Raw genomic sequence first — 19,088 nt, forward strand, 5'->3', positions numbered from 1 at the left:
TGCGCAGCGGCGTCTACGCCGACTCGGTCAAGTTGATGCAGGTCAGCAAGGCGATCGGCGCCCGCGAGGGCGTCACCGCCGTGCTGGTCGCGATGGCCACGCCGCTCAACCTCGAGCTGGCCGCCGGGATGGGCCTCTCGCCCGACCCCGGGGCCAAGCCCGACCAGCTCCTCATCGCGTTGACCGCGACCGACGACGCCGAGCTCACCTCCGCGGTCGCCGCGGTCGAGGCCGCGCTGACCGCCCGCGAGGACCGCGGCTCGGCGCAGGCGATCCCCTCCCGCACGGTCGGCGCGGCCCTGGACGAGGAGCCCGAGACCCCGCTGGCGATCGTCAGCGTGCCCGGTCCGTACGCCGTCGCCGAGGCGATGGACGCGATCGCCGCCGGCCGCAGCGTGCTGGTGTTCAGCGACGGCGTCCCGGTGGAGCACGAGATCGCCCTCAAGCAGGCCGCACACGACGCCGGCGTGCTGGTGATGGGCCCCGACTGCGGGACCGCGATCGTCGCCGGGGTCTTCCTGGGCTTCGCCAACGTCGTCCGGCCCGGGCCCGTCGGCCTGGTCGCCGCCTCCGGCACCGGCGCCCAGCAGGTCAGCTGCCTGCTCGACACCGCCGGCGTCGGCGTCAGCCACGTCCTGGGTGTCGGCGGCCGCGACCTCTCCGCCGCCGTCGGCGGCCTGGCCACCCTCGACGCGCTCCGGATGCTCGAGGAGGACACCGCCACCGAGCGGGTGCTGCTGGTCTCCAAGCCCCCGGCCCCCCAGGTCGCCGAGCGCGTCGCCGCCGCGTCGGCGGAGCTGTCCACCCCGGTGTCCAGCGCCGCGCTCTCGGCCGACAGCCCCGACCTGACCGCCGCGGTCGAGGCGCTGCTGCGCGACATGGGCGTCGCCGTCCCCACCTGGCCGACCCGGCCCGGGGCCGACCGGGCCGTGCCCGCCGGTGCCGTGCTCAAGGGCTTCTACTCCGGCGGCACGCTCGCCGACGAGGCGATGCTGGTGGCCGCCCCGGCCCTCGGCGACGTCCGCTCGAACACCCCGCTGCGCCCCGAGCTCGACCTGGGCGCTGACTTCGCCGCCCGCGGGCACGTGGTCGTCGACTTCGGGGACGACGCGCTCACGGTCGGCCGAGCGCACCCGATGATCGACCCCACGCTGCGGCTGGAGGCGATCGCGACGCTGGCCGCCAGCGGTGAGCCCGCCGTCCTGCTGCTGGACGTCGTCCTCGGCCACGGCGCCGACCCCGACCCGGCGGGTGCGCTCGCCCCGGCCCTGCGCGACCTGCAGGTCCCGGTCGTCGTCGCACTCGTCGGCACCGAGGGCGACCCGCAGGGCTGGTCGGCCCAGGCCGACGCCCTCGCCGCTGCCGGCGCCGCCGTCTTCGCCTCCAACTCCGCGGCCACCCGGCACGCACTCGACCTGATCGGGGCATCGAAGTGACCAGCCTGCTCAGCGGCCCGCCCGCCGTCGTCGCCGCCGGGGTCGACGTCTTCTCCGACGCGCTGCGCGCCCAGGGCGCCGCGGTGACCGACGTCGAGTGGCGTCCGCCGACGATCGGCTCGGCCGAGGACCTCACCCAGCTCGCGCTGGACCCGCGCCGGGCCGCCGCCAACCGGGCCGCCGTCGAGCGTGTGCTGGCCGCGGGCTCGGTGCTCACCGACGTCCTGCCCGCCCGCGACGTGCTGGGTCTGCCCGACCGCACCCTCCTGCACAGCGGACCGCCGCTGACCTGGGAGACGGCGTCGGGCCCGATGCGCGGCGCGCTCATGGGCGCCTGCCTCTACGAGGGCTGGGCCGAGACCCCCGAGGACGCCGAGGCGCTGCTGGCCTCGGGCGGCATCGCGCTGGACCCCTGCCACCACCACCGCGCCGTCGGCCCGATGGCCGGGGTGACCAGCCCGTCGATGTGGATGTGGTGCCTCACCGACCCCACCGACGGGCGACAGGCGTTCTCCAACCTCAACGAGGGCCTGGGCAAGGTGCTCCGGATGGGCGCCTACGGCCCCGAGGTCGTCGAGCGGCTGCACTGGATGACCCGCACGCTGGGCCCGGTGCTCCAGGCCGCCGTCCGCAGCCGGTCCGCGGACCCGCTGGACGTCAAGGCCGTGCTCGCCCAGATGCTGCAGATGGGCGACGAGGGGCACAACCGCAACCGGGCCGGCTCCCTGATGACCCTGCGCGACCTGTCCCCGGCGATCGTCGAGGTGGACGCCCCGTCCTCCGACATCGCCGCGGTCCTGACGTTCATCGGCGGCAACGAGCACTTCTTCCTCAACCTCGGCATGCCGACGGCCAAGCTCGCGATGGACGCCGCCCGCGACGTCCCCGGCTCCACGCTGGTGACCGTGCTCGCCCGCAACGGCACCGAGTTCGGCGTCCAGACCGCCGGCACCGGCGACCGCTGGTTCACCGCGCCGGCCAACACCCCTGTCGGGCTGTTCCTCGGCGACTACGGCCCGGACGACGCCAACCCCGACATCGGCGACTCCGCGATCATGGAGACCTACGGCGTCGGCGGCTTCTGCATGGCCGCGGCCCCGGCGATCGTCCGTTTCGTCGGTGGCACGGTGCCCGACGCGTTGGCCACCACCGAGCGGATGTACCAGATCACGATGACCGAGAACCCGGCGATGCAGGTGCCGGTGCTCGGCTTCCGCGGCGCCCCGACCGGCATCGACGTCGTCTCGGTCGCCCGCACGGGCTGGCTGCCGCAGATCAACACCGGGATGGCGGGCCGGGTCGCCGGCACCGGGCAGGTCGGCGCCGGCCTGGTCCAGCCCCCCGCCGCCTGCTTCGAGCAGGCCGTGGTGGCGCTGGCCGAGGAGTCCCGCACCGCCCTCGCCTGACCCCCGCGCCCCACCCTCGGCAGGGGAAGCCCTGCACACACCCGGGAGCCCCGACGGTGTGTGCAGGGCTTCCCCTGCCTGGGGCCGATGTCAGCGGATCAGCGTCCCCAGGTCCACCGGCAGCTGGATCCCGGTGACGTGTCGGGCCTCGTCGCTGGCCAGGAAGGCGACGGCGTTCGCGATGTCCTCGGGCTGGGAGAACTGGTCGGGCAGCGCCTGCATGAAGATCGGCGCCAGGGTCTGCGCGTTGGCGGCGATCAGCGGGCCCAGGTCGTCCACGGTCATCCCGGTCGCCACGCCGTGCGGGTGCACGGTGTTGACCCGGATCGAGTGCTGGGCCAGCTCGTTGGCCAGCGACTTCGCGTAGCCCACGACCCCGTGCTTGGTCGCCGCGTAGGCCGACAGGAACGGCAGCCCGCGCAGCCCGGCCACCGAGCTGGTGATGACGATCGAGCCGCCGGTGCCCTGCTCGAGCAGCGTCGGGATGGTCGCCTTGGCGGTGTGGAAGACCCCGGTGAGGTTGACCGCCACGGTCTCGTCCCACTGCTCGAGGGTGATCTCCCAGCTGTTGCCCGCCGAGCAGATCCCGGCGTTGGCGACGACGACGTCCAGGCGCCCGAGCTCGGCGACGCCCTCGGTCACCGCGGCCTGCACGGCGGCAAAGTCCCGGACGTCGGCCTGCCGGGCCACGATGCGGCGGTCCAGCGCCTCGACCTGGCGGACGGTCTCGGCGAGGTCCTCCGGGGTGGCGCCGGCGTAGTGCGTGGTGGCGGGTTGGGTGCAGACGTCGATGGCGATGACGTCGGCGCCCTCGCTGGCCAGCCGGACGGCGTGCGCCCGGCCCTGGCCGCGGGCGGCACCGGTGACGAAGGCGACCTTGCCCTCGAAGCGGCGGGGGTTGGTGGACATGGGGATCTCCTCGGGTCAGGCGGGGGCGCCGGAGGTCGTGGTCGCCAGCAGGGCGCCGGCGTCCACCTTGAGCTGCAGGCCGGTGACGTACCGGGCCTCGTCGGAGGCCAGGAACAGCACGGCGTTGCTGATGTCGACGGGGTCGACGAAGGGGATGGGCATCGGCTGCATGGCCGGGAAGGCGAGCATGGCGTCCTCCCGGGTCGGGTTCTCCAGGTCGGGCCGGAAGACCTTGTACATGGGCTCGCTCTGCAACATCGGGGTGTCGACGTTGGTCGGGTGCACCGCGTTGACCCGGATCGACTGCGGGGCGAGCTGCTTGGCCAGCTCGTGCACGAAGCGGGCGACGTTCTGCTTGGCGAAGCTGTAACCGGATCCGCCGGGGCCGTTCTGCGGGTTGTCCGTGCCGCCGGACAGCAGCCCGGCGACCGAGCCGGTGCAGACGATCGAGGCACCGGCGCCCAGGTGCGGCAGGGCGACCTCGACGGCGTTCAGCACGCCGGTCAGGTTCACCGCGACGACGTCGAACCAGCCCTGGACCGGGACGTCGGCGCCCAGCGGGCAGATGCCGGCGTTGGCCACGACGACGTCCAGGCGCCCGAGCTCGGCGATGCCGGCCTCGACGGCCGCGGCCAGCTGGGCGCGGTCGCGCACGTCGGCGACCCTCGTGACCACCCGGCGGTCCAGCGCCTCGATCTGCCGGGCGGTCTCGGCCAGGTCGGCCTCGGTCGCCAGCGGGTAGTGGTTGGTCGCGATGTCCGCGCAGACGTCGACGGCGATCACGTCGGCGCCCTCCTGGGCCAGCCGCAGGGCGTGGCTGCGGCCCTGACCGCGGGCGGCCCCCGTCACGAACGCGACCTTGCCCGTCATCCGACCTGCCACAGCTGACCTCCAGACAGTCTGGTTGCACTCAGTGCAACGTGAGCGCGGTCACCGTAGCGCGCCCGGGCTAGCGTGGGAACCGTGTCCCTCCCGGTGCGCGAGCAGCAGCGGCGGGACAGCTGGTCGGCCCTGCAGGCCGCGGCCCTGGACCTGGTGGCCCGGCAGGGTTTCACCGCCGTCACGGTGGACGACGTCGCCACGGCCGCCGGGGTCTCCCGCCGGACCTTCTTCAACCACTTCCCGACCAAGGCCGCCGCGCTCTTCGACCCGCACCCCGACGACGCCGACCGTCTGGCCCGCCTCCTCGCCGACGTCGACACCACCGGAGGGCTGTGGGCCGCGCTGCGTTCGGTCCTCGTGGAGTTCGTCGGTGGCTTCGCGGCCGTGCTGCCGGTCCGCCGCCGGTTGGTGGCCGAGGACGCCGAGCTGGACGTCTACCACCGCACCGCCCACCGGCACGTCGGTCACGCCGTCGAGACGTGGACGCGGGACCGGCTGCCCGACGACCCGCACCGGGCCGCCCTGGTCGCCGAGGCCGTCGCCGCCGTGCTCATCACCGCGTTCACCACCTGGGACCCCGACGACGACCCGGCCGTCTTCGTCGAGCTGGTCGCCCGCGGCTTCGACGTCCTCGGCGCCGGCCTGTCCTGACCCGCAGGCGACACCGCCGTGACACCGGCGCAACAAGGCTGAGCCAGCCTGGGCCGGTGAGCTTCGAGGTCCCCGTCGTCGACATCTCCCCCTACGTCACCGGGGTCGGTGACCGGGCTGCGACCGCTGCGGCCATGGACGCCGCCTGCCGTGCCGTCGGGTTCGTCCAGGTGGTCGGGCACGGTGTCCCGTCGGCCGCGGCCGACGGGCTCGCCGCCGCGATGGACGCCTTCTTCGGGCAGCCGGCCGAGGCGAAGCTCGCCGTCAGGACCCCACCGGAGGTCAACCGCGGCTACAGCCCGCCGAGGAGCGAGTCGCTGTCGCTGTCGCTGGGCGTGGAGTCCGCGGCCCGGATGAACGACTTCTTCGAGGCCTTCAACGTCGGCGCCTCCCAGGACACCTACCCGGCGGTGCCCGACCTGCCGGTGCCGGACTACGCGCCCAACACCTGGCCGGACGTCGCGGGCTTCCAGGCCGCGGTGGACGTCTGGTTCCCCGAGGCGGCCCGGGTCGCCCGCACCCTCACCCGGGTCTTCGCCGACGCCCTCGACCTGCCCGCGGACTTCTTCGACGGCATCACCGGGCACTCCCTGGACGTGCTGCGGATGAACAACTACGCGCTGCCCCCGGGCACCGTGGACCTCGACGGCGAGCTGACCGGCATGGGCGAGCACACCGACTACGGGATCGTCACCGTGCTGTGGGCCGACCAGGTGCCGGGCCTGCAGGTGCTCGCCGCCGACGGCAGCTGGCACGACGTCTCCCCGGTCGACGGCGCGCTGCTGGTCAACCTGGGGGACGTGACCGCGCGGCTGACCAACGAGCGCTGGTCCTCGACCCTGCACCGGGTCAAGCCGCCGATCGTGGACGGCGCCATCCGCCGGCGCCGGTCGGCCGCGTTCTTCCACGACGGGGACGTCGACGCCGTCATCGCCACCCTGCCCAGCTGCCTGGACCCGGGGGAGGTGCCGCGCTACCTGCCGGTGACGGTCGGGGAGCACGTCGCGGCCAAGCTCCGCGGCTCGCGGGCGGGCGTGGTCAACACCGCCGCCGAGCGGGAGGCCGCCCGGGTGCTCGCCGCCCGCAGCTGAGGGAATCCCCGGGCGGCACCGTGTCTTGGCCCAGGTGACCACCCCGACCACCTGGAGGACCACCGTGCCCGTCGTCTACACCGCCATCGCCACCGCGACCGGGGAGGGTCGCAACGGCCACGCCCGGTCCTCCGACGGCCTCATCGACGTCGACCTCGCGACGCCGGCCGAGATGGGCGGCGCCGGCGGGGCGACCAACCCCGAGCAGCTGTTCGCCGCCGGCTACGCGGCCTGCTTCCACTCCGCGCTCAAGGTCGTCGCCAAGCGCGAGGGCACCACGCTGGCCGACTCCGCGGTCACCGCCGAGGTCGGCATCGGCCCGAACGACGCCGGCGGCTTCGGCCTGGAGGTCGTGTTGCACGTGGAACTGGGCGGCGGGCTGGACCAGGCCGCCGCCGAGGCGCTCGTCGAGGCCGCGCACCAGGTGTGCCCGTACTCCAACGCGACCCGCGGCAACGTCCCGGTCACCCTCGAGACCACGGTCGCGTGATCCGCAACGTCGTCGTCGGACGGCTGCTGCCCGGCGCCGACCCGGCCGCCGTCCAGACCGCGCTCGACGCGATCGTCGCGTTGCCCGTGCAGGGCTGTCTGGACGTCCGGGTGGGGCGCGACGCCGGGCTCCGGGACGGCGCCTGGGGCTTCGCGATCACCAGCGACTGGGTGGACGCCGAGGCCTACCGGGTCTACGACCTGGACGCCGAGCACAACCGGATCCGGGCGGAGCTGTTCGGGCCGTTGTGCGCCGAGATCGCCCGCGTCCAGTTCGAGGCCTGAACGCACGAGCGGCCCGCACCCCGGTGGGTGCGGGCCGCTCGCGTCGTCGTCAGGCCTTGACGATGGCGGCGACGGGGCCGCCGCCCGAGGGGCCCTGGTGCACGGCGGCGACGGAGACGAAGACCGCCGGGTCGCCGGTCACCGAGGCGGCGACGCCGCCCACGGTGGCCTTGATCTGGCGGTGCCAGAACACGTCGGAGTCGTCGAGCATCGCGTTGCGACGGCCACGGACGTAGCCGGTCGGGTCGGCCTCGCACTTGAGGAAGACGTTGACCAGGTCGTCGCCCAGGTCGGAGGTGCGGGGGCGCTCGGGCAGCTCGAGACCGGCCTCGCGGATGGCGTCCCAGATGCCGTCGGTGTCCAGGGCGTCCTTCATGACCGAGTGGCCGATGCGGTAGGCCCCGCCGTGCCCGCGGGCGTTGCCGACGACGACGATCTGCGCCTGGTCGAGCTCCACGCCCGAGGAGCAGGACGCGACGGCCGAGAACAGCGAGAAGTCCCGCATGACCTGCTTCTGCTCGGGCAGCTCGATCTCGCCGAGGGCCAGCGCGATGCCCAGCGCCGTGGTGCCGTTGGAGAGGTCCATCGAGCCGTGCGGCTCGTCGTAGTAGGTCTCCTGGCCGCGCGACTTGGCCTCGCGGATCGTCTCGATCGTCAGCAGCGGGGTCTTGGTCTGCACGTAGTGCACGTCGGCGGGGTCGGTGATCCCGGCCTCGGCCATCGCCCGGCGGACGCCCTCGGCGACCTTCTCGACCATGGTGATCCGGCCGATGTCCTCGGGCAGCAGCACCTCGCTCATCGCGAAGCCGACGGTCAGCCGGGGCTCGTCGGTCTTCTCGACCGAGTCCTCGGGCAGCGTGGCGAAGATCGTGGCGTGCGGGCTGATGACGCCGTCGGTGCCACCGGACCACACGATCGGGATCTGCTTGACCTCGGCCTCGCTGCGGGTGCCCTTGGCCATCAGCACCTCGCGGAAGGCCCGGTCGGCGATGATCCGGGTGTAGTCGTTGACCCCGCCGTTGCCCTCGGTCTTGCCGATGACGGCGACGACGCGGTCGGCGTCCATGACGCCCTCGTCGATGAGCTTGGCGAGCTCCGAGGCGTCACTCACGTTGTGCAGCGGGACCTTGCGGACCTCGATCGGTGCGGGCATCAGGACTCCTCCTGGTTGATGACGGTGCCGACGGCGTCGTCGGCGACGGCTTCTGCGATGTGTTCGAGAGAGGTGATGACGGCGCGACGGCCGGTCCCGCCGGCGACGAACCGCAGCGCGGCGTCGACCTTCGGGCCCATGCTGCCGCGCGCGAACTGGCCGGCCGCGGCGTGCTCGCGCAGCTCGGCGACGGTGACCCGACCCAGCGGCCGGGCGTCCGGGGTGCCGAAGTCGACCATGACGTTGTCGACGTCGGTGGCGATGACCAGGGTGTCGGCGCCGAGCTCGGCGGCCATCAACGCCGCGGTCAGGTCCTTGTCGATGACGGCCTCGACCCCGCGCAGCGCGGCGCCGTCCCGGCCGTCGTCGACGACCGGGATCCCGCCGCCGCCGGCGCAGACGACGACGTACCCGGCACCGGCCAGGGTGCGGACGGCGGGGGAGTCGAGCACCGACAGCGGAGCCGGCGAGGCGACGACGCGGCGCCAGCCCTTGGCCCCGCGGTCCTCCCAGGTCTGGCCCAGGTCGATGAACCGCTGCGCCTGGTCGCGGGGCAGGAAGCGGCCGACGGGCTTGGTGGGCTCGGTGAACCCGGGGTCCCCGGCGTCCACGAGCGTGCGGGTGACCAGGGCGGCGGTGCGCTGGGTCAGTCCCCGGGCGGCGAGGGCGGCGTCCAGCTCGTCGACGACGGTGAAGCCGATCGTGGCCTGGGTCTGGGCGACGTTCCAGTCCAGCGGGACCGGGGGGACCTCGTGCGCGGCCAACTCGTTCTTGACCAGCAAGTTCCCCACCTGGGGGCCGTTGCCGTGGGTCAGCACGACCTGGACCCCGGTGGCGACGACGTCGGCCACGTGTCCGGAGGCGACGGCGATGGCCGCGCGCTGGGCGCCGGGTGTCGCCGACCCGTCCGCCCCGGTCATCGCGTTGCCGCCCAGGGCGATCACGACGGTGCGGGGTGAGGTCATGGACGGACCCTAGCGGGATTTCTCTTAGCGGTGAAGTAGTTCACCCTCGGGGGTTCGGGCGGGGTCAGCGCCGCCAGAAGTCGAACCGGTCGCGACCGGGGGAGAACCCGGCCGCCTCGACCACGTCGACGGCGAGGTCGAACCGCTGGCCGACGGCGGTGGGGGTGTGCGCGTCGCTGCCGAAGCTGACCGCCTCGCCGCCCTCGTCCCGGAACCAGCGCACCAGCTCCACCGAGGCGAGCGGGCTGGTCGTGTTGACCTCCAGCGCCCGCCCGGTCTCGGCCAGCGCCCGGAACACCTCGCGGTACTCGGCCTCGAAGGGGAGCTCGGCGTACCGGTCGCGGCCGCCGGGCCAGTAGCGGCGCGGGTAGTCCACGTGGGCGAGCACCTGGAACACGTCGCTGGCCCGCACCATCGCGGCCATCTCGGTGAGGTATCGGCGCATCGTGGCATCGGCGCCGGAGCGGGTGAGCATCCGGTTGACCCCGATCAGCCGTTCGCCCTGGGTGAGGGAGTGCAGGGAGCCCAGGACCCGGTCCACCGGCGCCGCGGCCAGGTGCTTCGCGACGCTGGCCGCGAACAGGTGCGGCTCGCCTGCCTCGACCCCGGAGACCACCCGCAGCTCGGGGAACCGGTCCCGGCACTCGGCGATGGACGCGGCGTAGGCCTCGACGTCGATGGGGCGCTGGTTGGCCGGGTGCCGGTCCACCAGGCCGTCCCGGGCGGCCCGGTCCTCGGCGGCCCAGACGGTGAAGTCCAGGTGCTCGGTGAACGCGACCGCGGGCAGTCCGATCCGGACGGCCTGCTCGCAGGTCTCCACCATCGAGGCCCAGGGCCCGGTGTCCCACGAGAACTCGGTGTGCACGTGGTTGTCGGGAGGAAGCATCGAGGTGCATCCTCCCCCGTCGTCCACAGGTCCGCCTCGTCGGGCGGGGACTGTCACACCGGGTGCCTAGTGTCGGACCCATGAGCACCGCCGTGGCACCCACCGAGATCGCCGACGAGGCCCTCGCGGTCCTCCGTGAGCTCACCGGGCGGGCCGACGCGGTCTTCCGCGAGGGCCAGGACGCCGCGGTCTCCGCCCTGGTGGAGCGGCACCAGCGCGCCCTGGTCGTGCAGCGCACGGGCTGGGGCAAGTCGGCGGTCTACTTCGTGTCCACCGCGCTGCTCCGCCGTCGCGGCGCCGGCCCCACGCTGCTGGTGTCGCCCCTGCTGGCCCTGATGCGCGACCAGGTGGCCGCCGCCGCGCGGGCCGGGATCAAGGCGGTGGAGATCTCCAGCGCCAACGCCACCGAGTGGGACGACGTCGCCGCGCGGCTGGCCGCCGACGACGTCGACGTCCTGCTGGTCTCCCCGGAGCGGTTGACCAACCCGCGGTTCCGGGACGAACAGCTGCCCGACCTGGTCGACCGGTGCGGCCTGCTGGTGGTGGACGAGGCGCACTGCGTGTCCGACTGGGGCCACGACTTCCGGCCGGACTACCGGCGCATCCGCGAGCTGCTGGGCCGGCTGCCCGCCGGCACCCCGGTGCTGGCCACGACGGCGACGGCCAACGAGCGCGTGGTCGCCGACGTCGCCGAGCAGCTGGGTTCCGGGGGCGTCGACGTGACCACCGTCCGGGGGCCCCTGGCCCGGGACTCCCTGCGGCTGGGCGTGCTCCGGCTGGACACCGACCGGGCCCGGCTGGCCTGGCTGTCCGCCCACCTGGAGGACCTCCCGGGCAGCGGCATCGTCTACACCCTCACCGTGGCCGCGGCCGAGGAGACCGCCGCGCTGCTCCGCGACGCCGGTCACGAGGTGCGCTCCTACACCGGGCGGCTCGACGACGCCGACCGCAAGGACGCCGAGGAGGCCCTGCGGGAGAACCGGGTGAAGGCGCTGGTGGCCACCTCCGCGCTGGGCATGGGCTTCGACAAGCCGGACCTGGGCTTCGTGGTCCACCTGGGGGCGCCGTCGTCCCCGGTCAGCTACTACCAGCAGGTCGGTCGTGCCGGCCGTGCCGTGGAGCACGCCGACGTGCTGCTGCTCCCCGGGCCCGAGGACATCGCGATCTGGCAGTGGTTCGCCACGTCCTCCATGCCCCGGGAGGACCACGCCGCCTCCGTGCTCTCGGCCATGGCCGACGGGAAGGCCTGGTCGGTGGCCCGTCTGGAGACCGTCGCCGACGTCCGCCGGTCCCGGCTGGAACTGCTCCTGAAGGTGCTCTCCGTCGACGGGGCCGTGGAGCGGGTCCAGGGCGGCTGGCGCTCGACCGGGGTCCCGTGGGTCTACGACGCCGACCGGTACGCCCGGGTCACCCGCACCCGGGAGGCCGAGCAGCGGTCGATGATCGCCTACGCCCGACCGGTCGGGGAGGCGGAGTGCCGGATGGCGTTCCTGCAGACCGCCCTGGACGACCCGACGGCCGCCCCCTGTGGACGGTGCGACGTCTGCGCCGGCCCCTGGTACGCCACCGACATCCCGGCCGGGGCGTCCGAGGCGGCCACCGCGCGGCTCGACCGGCCCGGTGTCGAACTGCCGCCACGGGCCCAGTGGCCGACCGGTGCCGACCGGCTCGGCGTCGAGGTCAAGGGCAAGATCGCGCCCGGCGACCAGGTGCTGCCCGGCCGCGCCGTCGCCCGGCTCACCGACCTGGGCTGGGGTCAGCGGCTGCGCACCCTCTTGGGGGACGACGGCGTGGGCGGGGTCGCCACCCTGGCCGAGGACCTCGAGGCGCCTCCCCTGGAGGAGGACCCGGATGCCGCCCTCGACGTCGCGCACCGGGTGATCCGACCCGGGGTCGCCTCCGACGCGCCGCCCACCGAGGAGCTGATGAGCGCCTGCGCCCGGGTCCTCGGCGCCTGGGACTGGGCTGACCGGCCGGTCGCGGTCGTCTCGATCCCGTCCCGGCGGCGCCCGGCTCTGGTGTCCGGGGTGGCCCTGGGGCTGTCCCGGCTGGGACGGCTCCCCTACCTGGGGGAGCTCGAGCTCGCCCACGGCGGGCCGACCGGCGGACCCGGGGGCAACTCCGCCTTCCGGCTGGCCGGGGTGTGGCAGCGGATCGTGGTCGGTGACGAGCTCCGCGGCCGCCTCGCCGAGCTGTCCGGACCCGTGCTGCTGGTCGACGACCTCGCCGACTCGCGCTGGACTACGACCGTCGCCGGCCGCGAGCTGCGCCGGGCCGGGGCCAGTGGGGTGCTCCCGTTCGTGCTCGCCCTCTCGGCCTGACCCCTCCGTCCACAGGGTTTCGCACACCTGTTCGAAACTCCGTTAGCCTGTGGACATGCCTGTGGCTCACCAGCTGTCCATGTGGGACGTCGCCGAGTCCGCCTCGCTGGGCCCGCTGGGGGACCGGGTCACCCGGCACCACCTGAGCCGTGGGGCGTGGCTCGACCACCTGCCCGCTTGGGTGCTCGGTTCCGACGAGGTGCTCGAGGTCCTGCTCGGGGACATCGGCTGGCGTTCCGACCGGCGGCAGATGTACGACCGCGAGGTGGCCGTGCCCCGGCTCCTCCGCTGGTACGCCGGCGGTGAGGAGCTGCCACACCCGCTCCTCGACGATGCCCGAGGCGCACTCGACCAGCACTACGCGGCCGAACTCGGCGAGCCCTTCGTCTCTGCCGGCTTGTGTCTGTACCGGGACGGTCGGGACTCCGTCGCCTGGCACGGCGACACGATCGGCCGGGGTCGCTCGACCGACACGATGGTCGCGATCGTGTCCTTCGGGTCGCCTCGCGTCCTGGCGCTGCGCCCCGTCGGCGGCGGGGAGTCGCTGCGCTTCCCCCTCGGTCACGGGGACCTGGTGGTGATGGGTGGTTCCTGCCAACGCACCTGGGAGCACGCGGTTCCCAAGACCGCGGCACCCGTCGGACCGCGGGTGAGCGTCCAGTTCCGCCCCCGCGGTGTCGCCTGACACGGGCCGTTCTGCCTGCTCAGGGCCGATGTGAGGGGTGGTGTCGGTGGGCCCTGGACCCCCCTCTGGGGACCCCCCTGCGAGGGCCCTCAGAAGGCGTGTATGGTTCTCCTTGCACCGCGAAACACCGGGGCGGGACGAGAGTCCAGCCCCCGAGCCAGCCCCCCGGGGTTGACGAGCTCGGAGCGTGGAGTAGCGTGTAGCAGCCACCAGGAAGACGAAGCCTGCAAGGGCTGGCGTTCCTGAGTGTCCGCTCCTTGAGAACTCAACAGCGTGCTGAAAGTCAGTGCCATATGTTTTACCCCAGTCCTGGGGTGCCTTCGGGTTTGCCAGGATGGGTTCCTTTGGTTGATTGACATCGAGAGTGCCAACTCTTGGTTCTCAGCCGTGATCAAATCATCTACGGAGAGTTTGATCCTGGCTCAGGACGAACGCTGGCGGCGTGCTTAACACATGCAAGTCGAGCGAGGCCCGCCTTTCGGGGTGGTGCCCTAGCGGCGAACGGGTGAGTAACACGTGGGCAACCTGCCCTCAGCTCTGGGATAACTCCAAGAAATTGGTGCTAATACCGGATATGACTACTGGCCGCATGGTCTGGTGGTGGAAAGATTTATCGGCTGAGGATGGGCCCGCGGCCTATCAGCTTGTTGGTGGGGTGATGGCCCACCAAGGCGACGACGGGTAGCCGGCCTGAGAGGGTGACCGGCCACACTGGGACTGAGACACGGCCCAGACTCCTACGGGAGGCAGCAGTGGGGAATATTGCGCAATGGGCGGAAGCCTGACGCAGCGACGCCGCGTGAGGGATGACGGCCTTCGGGTTGTAAACCTCTTTCAGCAGGGACGAAGCGAAAGTGACGGTACCTGCAGAAGAAGCACCGGCCAACTACGTGCCAGCAGCCGCGGTAATACGTAGGGTGCAAGCGTTGTCCGGAATTATTGGGCGTAAAGAGCTCGTAGGCGGTTTGTCGCGTCGGCTGTGAAAGCCCGGAGCTCAACTCCGGGTCTGCAGTCGATACGGGCAGACTTGAGTGTTGCAGGGGAGACTGGAATTCCTGGTGTAGCGGTGAAATGCGCAGATATCAGGAGGAACACCGGTGGCGAAGGCGGGTCTCTGGGCAACAACTGACGCTGAGGAGCGAAAGCGTGGGGAGCGAACAGGATTAGATACCCTGGTAGTCCACGCCGTAAACGTTGGGCGCTAGGTGTGGGGGCCATTCCACGGTCTCCGTGCCGCAGCTAACGCATTAAGCGCCCCGCCTGGGGAGTACGGCCGCAAGGCTAAAACTCAAAGGAATTGACGGGGGCCCGCACAAGCGGCGGAGCATGTTGCTTAATTCGATGCAACGCGAAGAACCTTACCTAGGCTTGACATGTGCGGAAATCCTCCAGAGATGGTGGGTCCGTAAGGGTCGCACACAGGTGGTGCATGGTTGTCGTCAGCTCGTGTCGTGAGATGTTGGGTTAAGTCCCGCAACGAGCGCAACCCTCGTTCCATGTTGCCAGCACGTAATGGTGGGGACTCATGGGAGACTGCCGGGGTCAACTCGGAGGAAGGTGGGGATGACGTCAAATCATCATGCCCCTTATGTCTAGGGCTGCAAACATGCTACAATGGCCGGTACAAAGGGCTGCGATACCGCGAGGTGGAGCGAATCCCAAAAAGCCGGTCTCAGTTCGGATTGGGGTCTGCAACTCGACCCCATGAAGTTGGAGTCGCTAGTAATCGCAGATCAGCAACGCTGCGGTGAATACGTTCCCGGGCCTTGTACACACCGCCCGTCACGTCACGAAAGTCGGTAACGCCCGAAGCCGGTGGCCCAACCCCTTGTGGGAGGGAGCCGTCGAAGGCGGGATCGGCGATTGGGACGAAGTCGTAACAAGGTAGCCGTACCGGAAGGTGCGGCTGGATCACCTCCTTTCTAAGGAGCACTGGCCGCCACACTCGTTGTGGTGGTCCAGAGCCGTGCACGGGCCGTGAGATGTCTGCATTCGCAGGTGTCCTGGTGTTCGTGACGGAGCTCAAGGGTGGAACACTGACCAGTTCGGTTGATGATGGTCATCGGCCCCTAGTACAGCTACCTTCGGGTGGTGGGAACGGGGATGGTGGCGGTCGGAGGCCGTAGGCACGCTGTTGGGTCCTGAGGGAGCGGACCTTGCGCCGGTAGGCGCGGGGGAGGCGATCTCGTGGGGGACTAGCCGTCCGTCACACCGCCGCAGTAATGCGGGTCTGGTGGCGGCATGGGGTTGGTCGACTCTCCGTACTTTGAGAACTGCACAGTGGACGCGAGCATCTTGTAGGAAACAATGACTCCTGCACCGTGACCGTGAAGCACGTATCGCCTTCGGGTGGTGGGTGTGGATGGCCGGGGTGTGGGTTTGTGTGTGTTCAAGTTAGTAAGGGCACACGGTGGATGCCTTGGCACCAGGAGCCGATGAAGGACGTAGGAGGCTGCGATAAGCCTCGGGGAGCTGTCAACCGAGCGTTGATCCGAGGATTTCCGAATGGGGGAACCCCGCACCAGTCATGTGGTGTGACCCTCGCCTGAACACATAGGGCGAGTGGAGGGAACGTGGGGAAGTGAAACATCTCAGTACCCACAGGAAGAGAAAACAACCGTGATTCCGTGAGTAGTGGCGAGCGAAAGCGGATGAGGCTAAACCAGTCACATGTGACAGCCGGCAGGCGTTGTGTGGTTGGGGTCGTGGGACGTTCTTAGATCTTCTGCCGAAGGTCTGGAGAGTCAGAAAAGTGTGTTGTTAGTGGAAGGCCTCTGGAAGGGGTCGCCATAGAGGGTGAGAGCCCCGTACACGAAAACGCGCACTCTCTCTTGAGCTCATCCCAAGTAGCACCGGGCCCGTGAAATCCGGTGTGAATCTGGCGGGACCACCCGCTAAGCCTAAATACTCCCTGGTGACCGATAGCGGACAAGTACCGTGAGGGAAAGGTGAAAAGTACCCCGGGAGGGGAGTGAAATAGTACCTGAAACCGTGTGCCTACAAGCCGTGGGAGCCTTATGCGTTTTCGGACGTGGGGGTGACTGCGTGCCTTTTGAAGAATGAGCCTGCGAGTTAGCGGTACGTGGCGAGGTTAACCCGTGTGGGGTAGCCGTAGCGAAAGCGAGTCCGAACAGGGCGTTTGAGTCGCGTGCTCTAGACCCGAAGCCGAGTGATCTACCCATGGCCAGGTTGAAGCGCGGGTAAGACCGCGTGGAGGACCGAACCCACTTCAGTTGAAAATGGAGGGGATGAGCTGTGGGTAGGGGTGAAAGGCCAATCAAACTCGGTGATAGCTGGTTCTCCCCGAAATGCATTTAGGTGCAGCGTCACGTGTTTCTTGCCGGAGGTAGAGCACTGGATGGTCTAGGGGCCCCACAAGGTTACTGAAATCAACCAAACTCCGAATGCCGGTAAGTGAGAGCGTGGCAGTGAGACTGCGGGCGATAAGGTTCGTAGTCGAGAGGGAAACAGCCCAGATCAACAGCTAAGGCCCCTAAGCGTGTGCTAAGTGGAAAAGGATGTGGAGTCGCAGAGACAACCAGGAGGTTGGCTTAGAAGCAGCCACCCTTGAAAGAGTGCGTAATAGCTCACTGGTCAAGTGATTCCGCGCCGACAATGTAGCGGGGCTCAAGCACACCGCCGAAGCTTTGGCATTCATGCAATAGCCTGCCTTTCGATCAAGGTCGTTGGGCCAGGTGTGTGGATGGGTAGGGGAGCGTCGTGTGGCGGTGGAAGCGGCGGAGTGATCCAGCCGTGGACGCCACACGAGTGAGAATGCAGGCATGAGTAGCGAAAGGGGAGTGAGAAACTCCCCCGCCGGATGACCAAGGGTTCCTGGGCCAGGCTAATCCGCCCAGGGTGAGTCGGGACCTAAGGCGAGGCCGACAGGCGTAGTCGATGGACAACGGGTTGATATTCCCGTACCCGCGAAAGAGCGTCCATGCTGAGCTCAGCGATGCTAACCACCTGAAGCCCCGTGATGGCTTCCCTTCGGGGGAGTCGCGTGTGGGTGGAACGTGGGACCCGGACTGGTAGTAGGCAAGCGATGGGGTGACGCAGGAAGGTAGTCCTACCGGTGAGTGGTAGTACCGGTGCAAGGGTGTGGCCCGTTCGATAGGCAAATCCGTCGAACACACAGGGTGAGACCTGACGCATAGCCGAATGAGGCGAATTGGATGATCCTATGCTGCCGAGAAAAGCCTCTAGCGAGCTCTGAGCGGCCCGTACCCCAAACCAACTCAGGTGGTCAGGTAGAGAATACCAAGGCGATCGAGCGAACTGTGGTTAAGGAACTCGGCAAAATGCCCCCGTAACTTCGGGAGAAGGGGGGCCATTGTCTGTCAACCGACTAGCTCGGGGCAGCAGATGGTGGCCGCAGAGACCAGTGAGAAGCGACTGTTTACTAAAAACACAGGTCCGTGCGAAGTCGAAAGACGATGTATACGGACTGACGCCTGCCCGGTGCTGGAACGTTAAGGGGACGGGTTAGCTTTACGGCGAAGCTCAGAACTCAAGCGCCAGTAAACGGCGGTGGTAACTATAACCATCCTAAGGTAGCGAAATTCCTTGTCGGGTAAGTTCCGACCTGCACGAATGGCGTAACGACTTCTCAGCTGTCTCAACCACAGGCTCGGCGAAATTGCACTACGAGTAAAGATGCTCGTTACGCGCGGCAGGACGGAAAGACCCCGGGACCTTCACTACAGCTTGATATTGGTGTTCGGTTCGGTTTGTGTAGGATAGGTGGGAGACTGTGAAGCGGGCACGCCAGTGTTCGTGGAGTCGTCGTTGAAATACCACTCTGGTCGAATTGGATGTCTAACCTCGGTCCGTGATCCGGATCAGGGACAGTGTCAGGTGGGTAGTTTAACTGGGGCGGTTGCCTCCCAAAATGTAACGGAGGCGCCCAAAGGTTCCCTCAGCCTGGTTGGCAATCAGGTGTTGAGTGCAAGTGCACAAGGGAGCTTGACTGTGAGACCGACGGGTCGAGCAGGAGCGAAAGCTGGGACTAGTGACCCGGCACCGGCATGTGGAAGCGGTGTCGCTCAACGGATAAAAGGTACCCCGGGGATAACAGGCTGATCTTCCCCAAGAGTCCATATCGACGGGATGGTTTGGCACCTCGATGTCGGCTCGTCGCATCCTGGGGCTGGAGTAGGTCCCAAGGGTTGGGCTGTTCGCCCATTAAAGCGGCACGCGAGCTGGGTTTAGAACGTCGTGAGACAGTTCGGTCCCTATCCGCCGTGCGCGTAAGAGACTTGAGAAGAGCTGTCCCTAGTACGAGAGGACCGGGACGGACGAACCTCTGGTGTGCCAGTTGTTCCGCCAGGAGCACTGCTGGTTGGCTACGTTCGGCAGGGATAACCGCTGAAAGCATCTAAGCGGGAAGCTCGCTTCGAGATGAGGTCTCTCACCGGGTCAACCGGGTAAGGCCCCCGCCCAGACCAGCGGGTTGATAGGCCGGAAGTGGAAGCACAGCAATGTGTGGAGCTGACCGGTACTAATAGGCCGAGGGCTTGACCAACACACCTTGCATTGAATATCTACTGTCTCGCGTCCACTGTGCGGTTCTGAAAGTGCGGAACCCATCGTTCCACCACCCCCCTGTCTTGACCGGATGGGTGTGGGTGGAGACTTTCACAGCGTTACGGCGGTCATGGCGAGAGGGAAACGCCCGGTCTCATTCCGAACCCGGAAGCTAAGCCTCTCAGCGCCGATGGTACTGCCCGGGGGACTGGGTGGGAGAGTAGGACGCCGCCGGACATCATTCCCGAAACGGGGTCACAGCTACGGCTGTGGCCCCGTTTCGGCGTTCCCGGCACATCCACGGAAACCGCGGTTTCTGGGGTGTCCCGATGCCAAGAAGCGCCTTTCTCGTCAGGACTCCTGACGAGAAAGGCGCTTGTCGTCGTGCGGGGGCTTGTGGTGT

At 69.3% G+C, this 19,088-nt stretch carries 12 protein-coding genes, 3 rRNA genes and 1 pseudogene; 11 read left to right on the plus strand and 5 right to left on the minus strand.

The annotated features are described in order from the left end of the window. Positions 1-35: 35 nt before the first annotated feature. Both F1C76_10820 and F1C76_10825 read left to right on the plus strand, forming a co-directional pair. Complete coding sequence (locus F1C76_10820) at positions 36-1,436, plus strand: FdrA family protein (protein QNG39168.1); 1,401 nt, start codon at positions 36-38, stop codon at positions 1,434-1,436. Beyond that, on the plus strand, positions 1,433-2,842 hold the full coding sequence (locus F1C76_10825) for a DUF1116 domain-containing protein (GenBank protein QNG37019.1): 1,410 nt from the start codon (positions 1,433-1,435) through the stop codon (positions 2,840-2,842). Before F1C76_10820 ends, F1C76_10825 begins: the two co-directional genes overlap by 4 nt. A 90-nt stretch (positions 2,843-2,932) precedes the next feature. Here the strand turns inward: F1C76_10825 and F1C76_10830 are convergent, their stop codons facing one another. After that, positions 2,933-3,751: a mycofactocin-coupled SDR family oxidoreductase gene (locus F1C76_10830; GenBank protein ID QNG37020.1), complete on the minus strand. Its 819-nt coding sequence runs from the start codon at positions 3,749-3,751 to the stop codon at positions 2,933-2,935. 15 nt (positions 3,752-3,766) lie between these two features. Continuing rightward, a complete protein-coding gene (locus F1C76_10835) occupies positions 3,767-4,621 on the minus strand; it encodes a mycofactocin-coupled SDR family oxidoreductase (protein QNG37021.1) in 855 nt (284 codons plus the stop codon). Positions 4,622-4,705: 84 nt separating this feature from the next. Here F1C76_10835 and F1C76_10840 point away from each other — a divergent pair, with 84 nt between their 5' ends. From F1C76_10840 to F1C76_10855, 4 genes and pseudogenes are all read left to right on the plus strand, one after another. Then, complete coding sequence (locus tag F1C76_10840) at positions 4,706-5,284, plus strand: TetR family transcriptional regulator (protein ID QNG37022.1); 579 nt, start codon at positions 4,706-4,708, stop codon at positions 5,282-5,284. Between the two features lie 59 nt (positions 5,285-5,343). Then, positions 5,344-6,375 (plus strand): annotated as a pseudogene (locus F1C76_10845) (isopenicillin N synthase family oxygenase). A 64-nt stretch (positions 6,376-6,439) separates the two neighbouring features. After that, a complete protein-coding gene (locus F1C76_10850) occupies positions 6,440-6,865 on the plus strand; it encodes an organic hydroperoxide resistance protein (protein QNG39169.1) in 426 nt (141 codons plus the stop codon). Continuing rightward, positions 6,862-7,149 (plus strand): Dabb family protein, encoded by a 288-nt coding sequence (locus tag F1C76_10855; protein ID QNG37023.1) that lies wholly within the window; start codon positions 6,862-6,864, stop codon positions 7,147-7,149. The genes F1C76_10850 and F1C76_10855 overlap by 4 nt, the downstream gene beginning before the upstream one ends. Before the next feature lie 49 nt (positions 7,150-7,198). On the opposite strand, the gene F1C76_10860 is transcribed toward F1C76_10855, so the two are convergent. The 3 genes from F1C76_10860 to F1C76_10870 all read right to left on the minus strand — a co-directional run bounded on the left by F1C76_10860 (position 7,199) and on the right by F1C76_10870 (position 10,153). Then, entirely contained in the window at positions 7,199-8,302 is a 1,104-nt protein-coding gene (locus tag F1C76_10860; protein ID QNG37024.1) for a ring-opening amidohydrolase, read from the minus strand. Beyond that, the gene (locus tag F1C76_10865) at positions 8,302-9,267 is read right to left on the minus strand and encodes a carbamate kinase (GenBank protein QNG37025.1); all 966 of its coding nucleotides are present in this window, start codon (positions 9,265-9,267) and stop codon (positions 8,302-8,304) included. The genes F1C76_10860 and F1C76_10865 overlap by 1 nt, the downstream gene beginning before the upstream one ends. A 64-nt stretch (positions 9,268-9,331) precedes the next feature. Then, positions 9,332-10,153 (minus strand): PHP domain-containing protein, encoded by an 822-nt coding sequence (locus F1C76_10870; GenBank protein ID QNG37026.1) that lies wholly within the window; start codon positions 10,151-10,153, stop codon positions 9,332-9,334. Between the two features lie 80 nt (positions 10,154-10,233). Here F1C76_10870 and F1C76_10875 point away from each other — a divergent pair, with 80 nt between their 5' ends. The 5 genes from F1C76_10875 (at position 10,234) to rrf (ending at position 18,922) form a co-directional block, all read left to right on the plus strand. Continuing rightward, positions 10,234-12,474, plus strand: a complete 2,241-nt coding sequence (locus F1C76_10875; GenBank protein ID QNG37027.1) for an ATP-dependent DNA helicase RecQ — start codon at positions 10,234-10,236, stop codon at positions 12,472-12,474. 55 nt (positions 12,475-12,529) lie between these two features. Continuing rightward, complete coding sequence (locus tag F1C76_10880) at positions 12,530-13,159, plus strand: alpha-ketoglutarate-dependent dioxygenase AlkB (protein ID QNG37028.1); 630 nt, start codon at positions 12,530-12,532, stop codon at positions 13,157-13,159. Positions 13,160-13,561: 402 nt separating this feature from the next. Then, a 16S ribosomal RNA gene (locus tag F1C76_10885) occupies positions 13,562-15,089 on the plus strand. Between the two features lie 454 nt (positions 15,090-15,543). After that, a 23S ribosomal RNA gene (locus F1C76_10890) occupies positions 15,544-18,687 on the plus strand. Between the two features lie 118 nt (positions 18,688-18,805). Next, positions 18,806-18,922, plus strand: a 5S ribosomal RNA gene (rrf, locus tag F1C76_10895). Together the 16S, 23S and 5S rRNA genes form the textbook arrangement of a ribosomal RNA operon. Positions 18,923-19,088 lie beyond the last annotated feature (166 nt).

The sequence above is a fragment of the Geodermatophilaceae bacterium NBWT11 genome (genome assembly GCA_014218215.1).
Taxonomy (GTDB): domain Bacteria; phylum Actinomycetota; class Actinomycetes; order Mycobacteriales; family Geodermatophilaceae; genus Klenkia.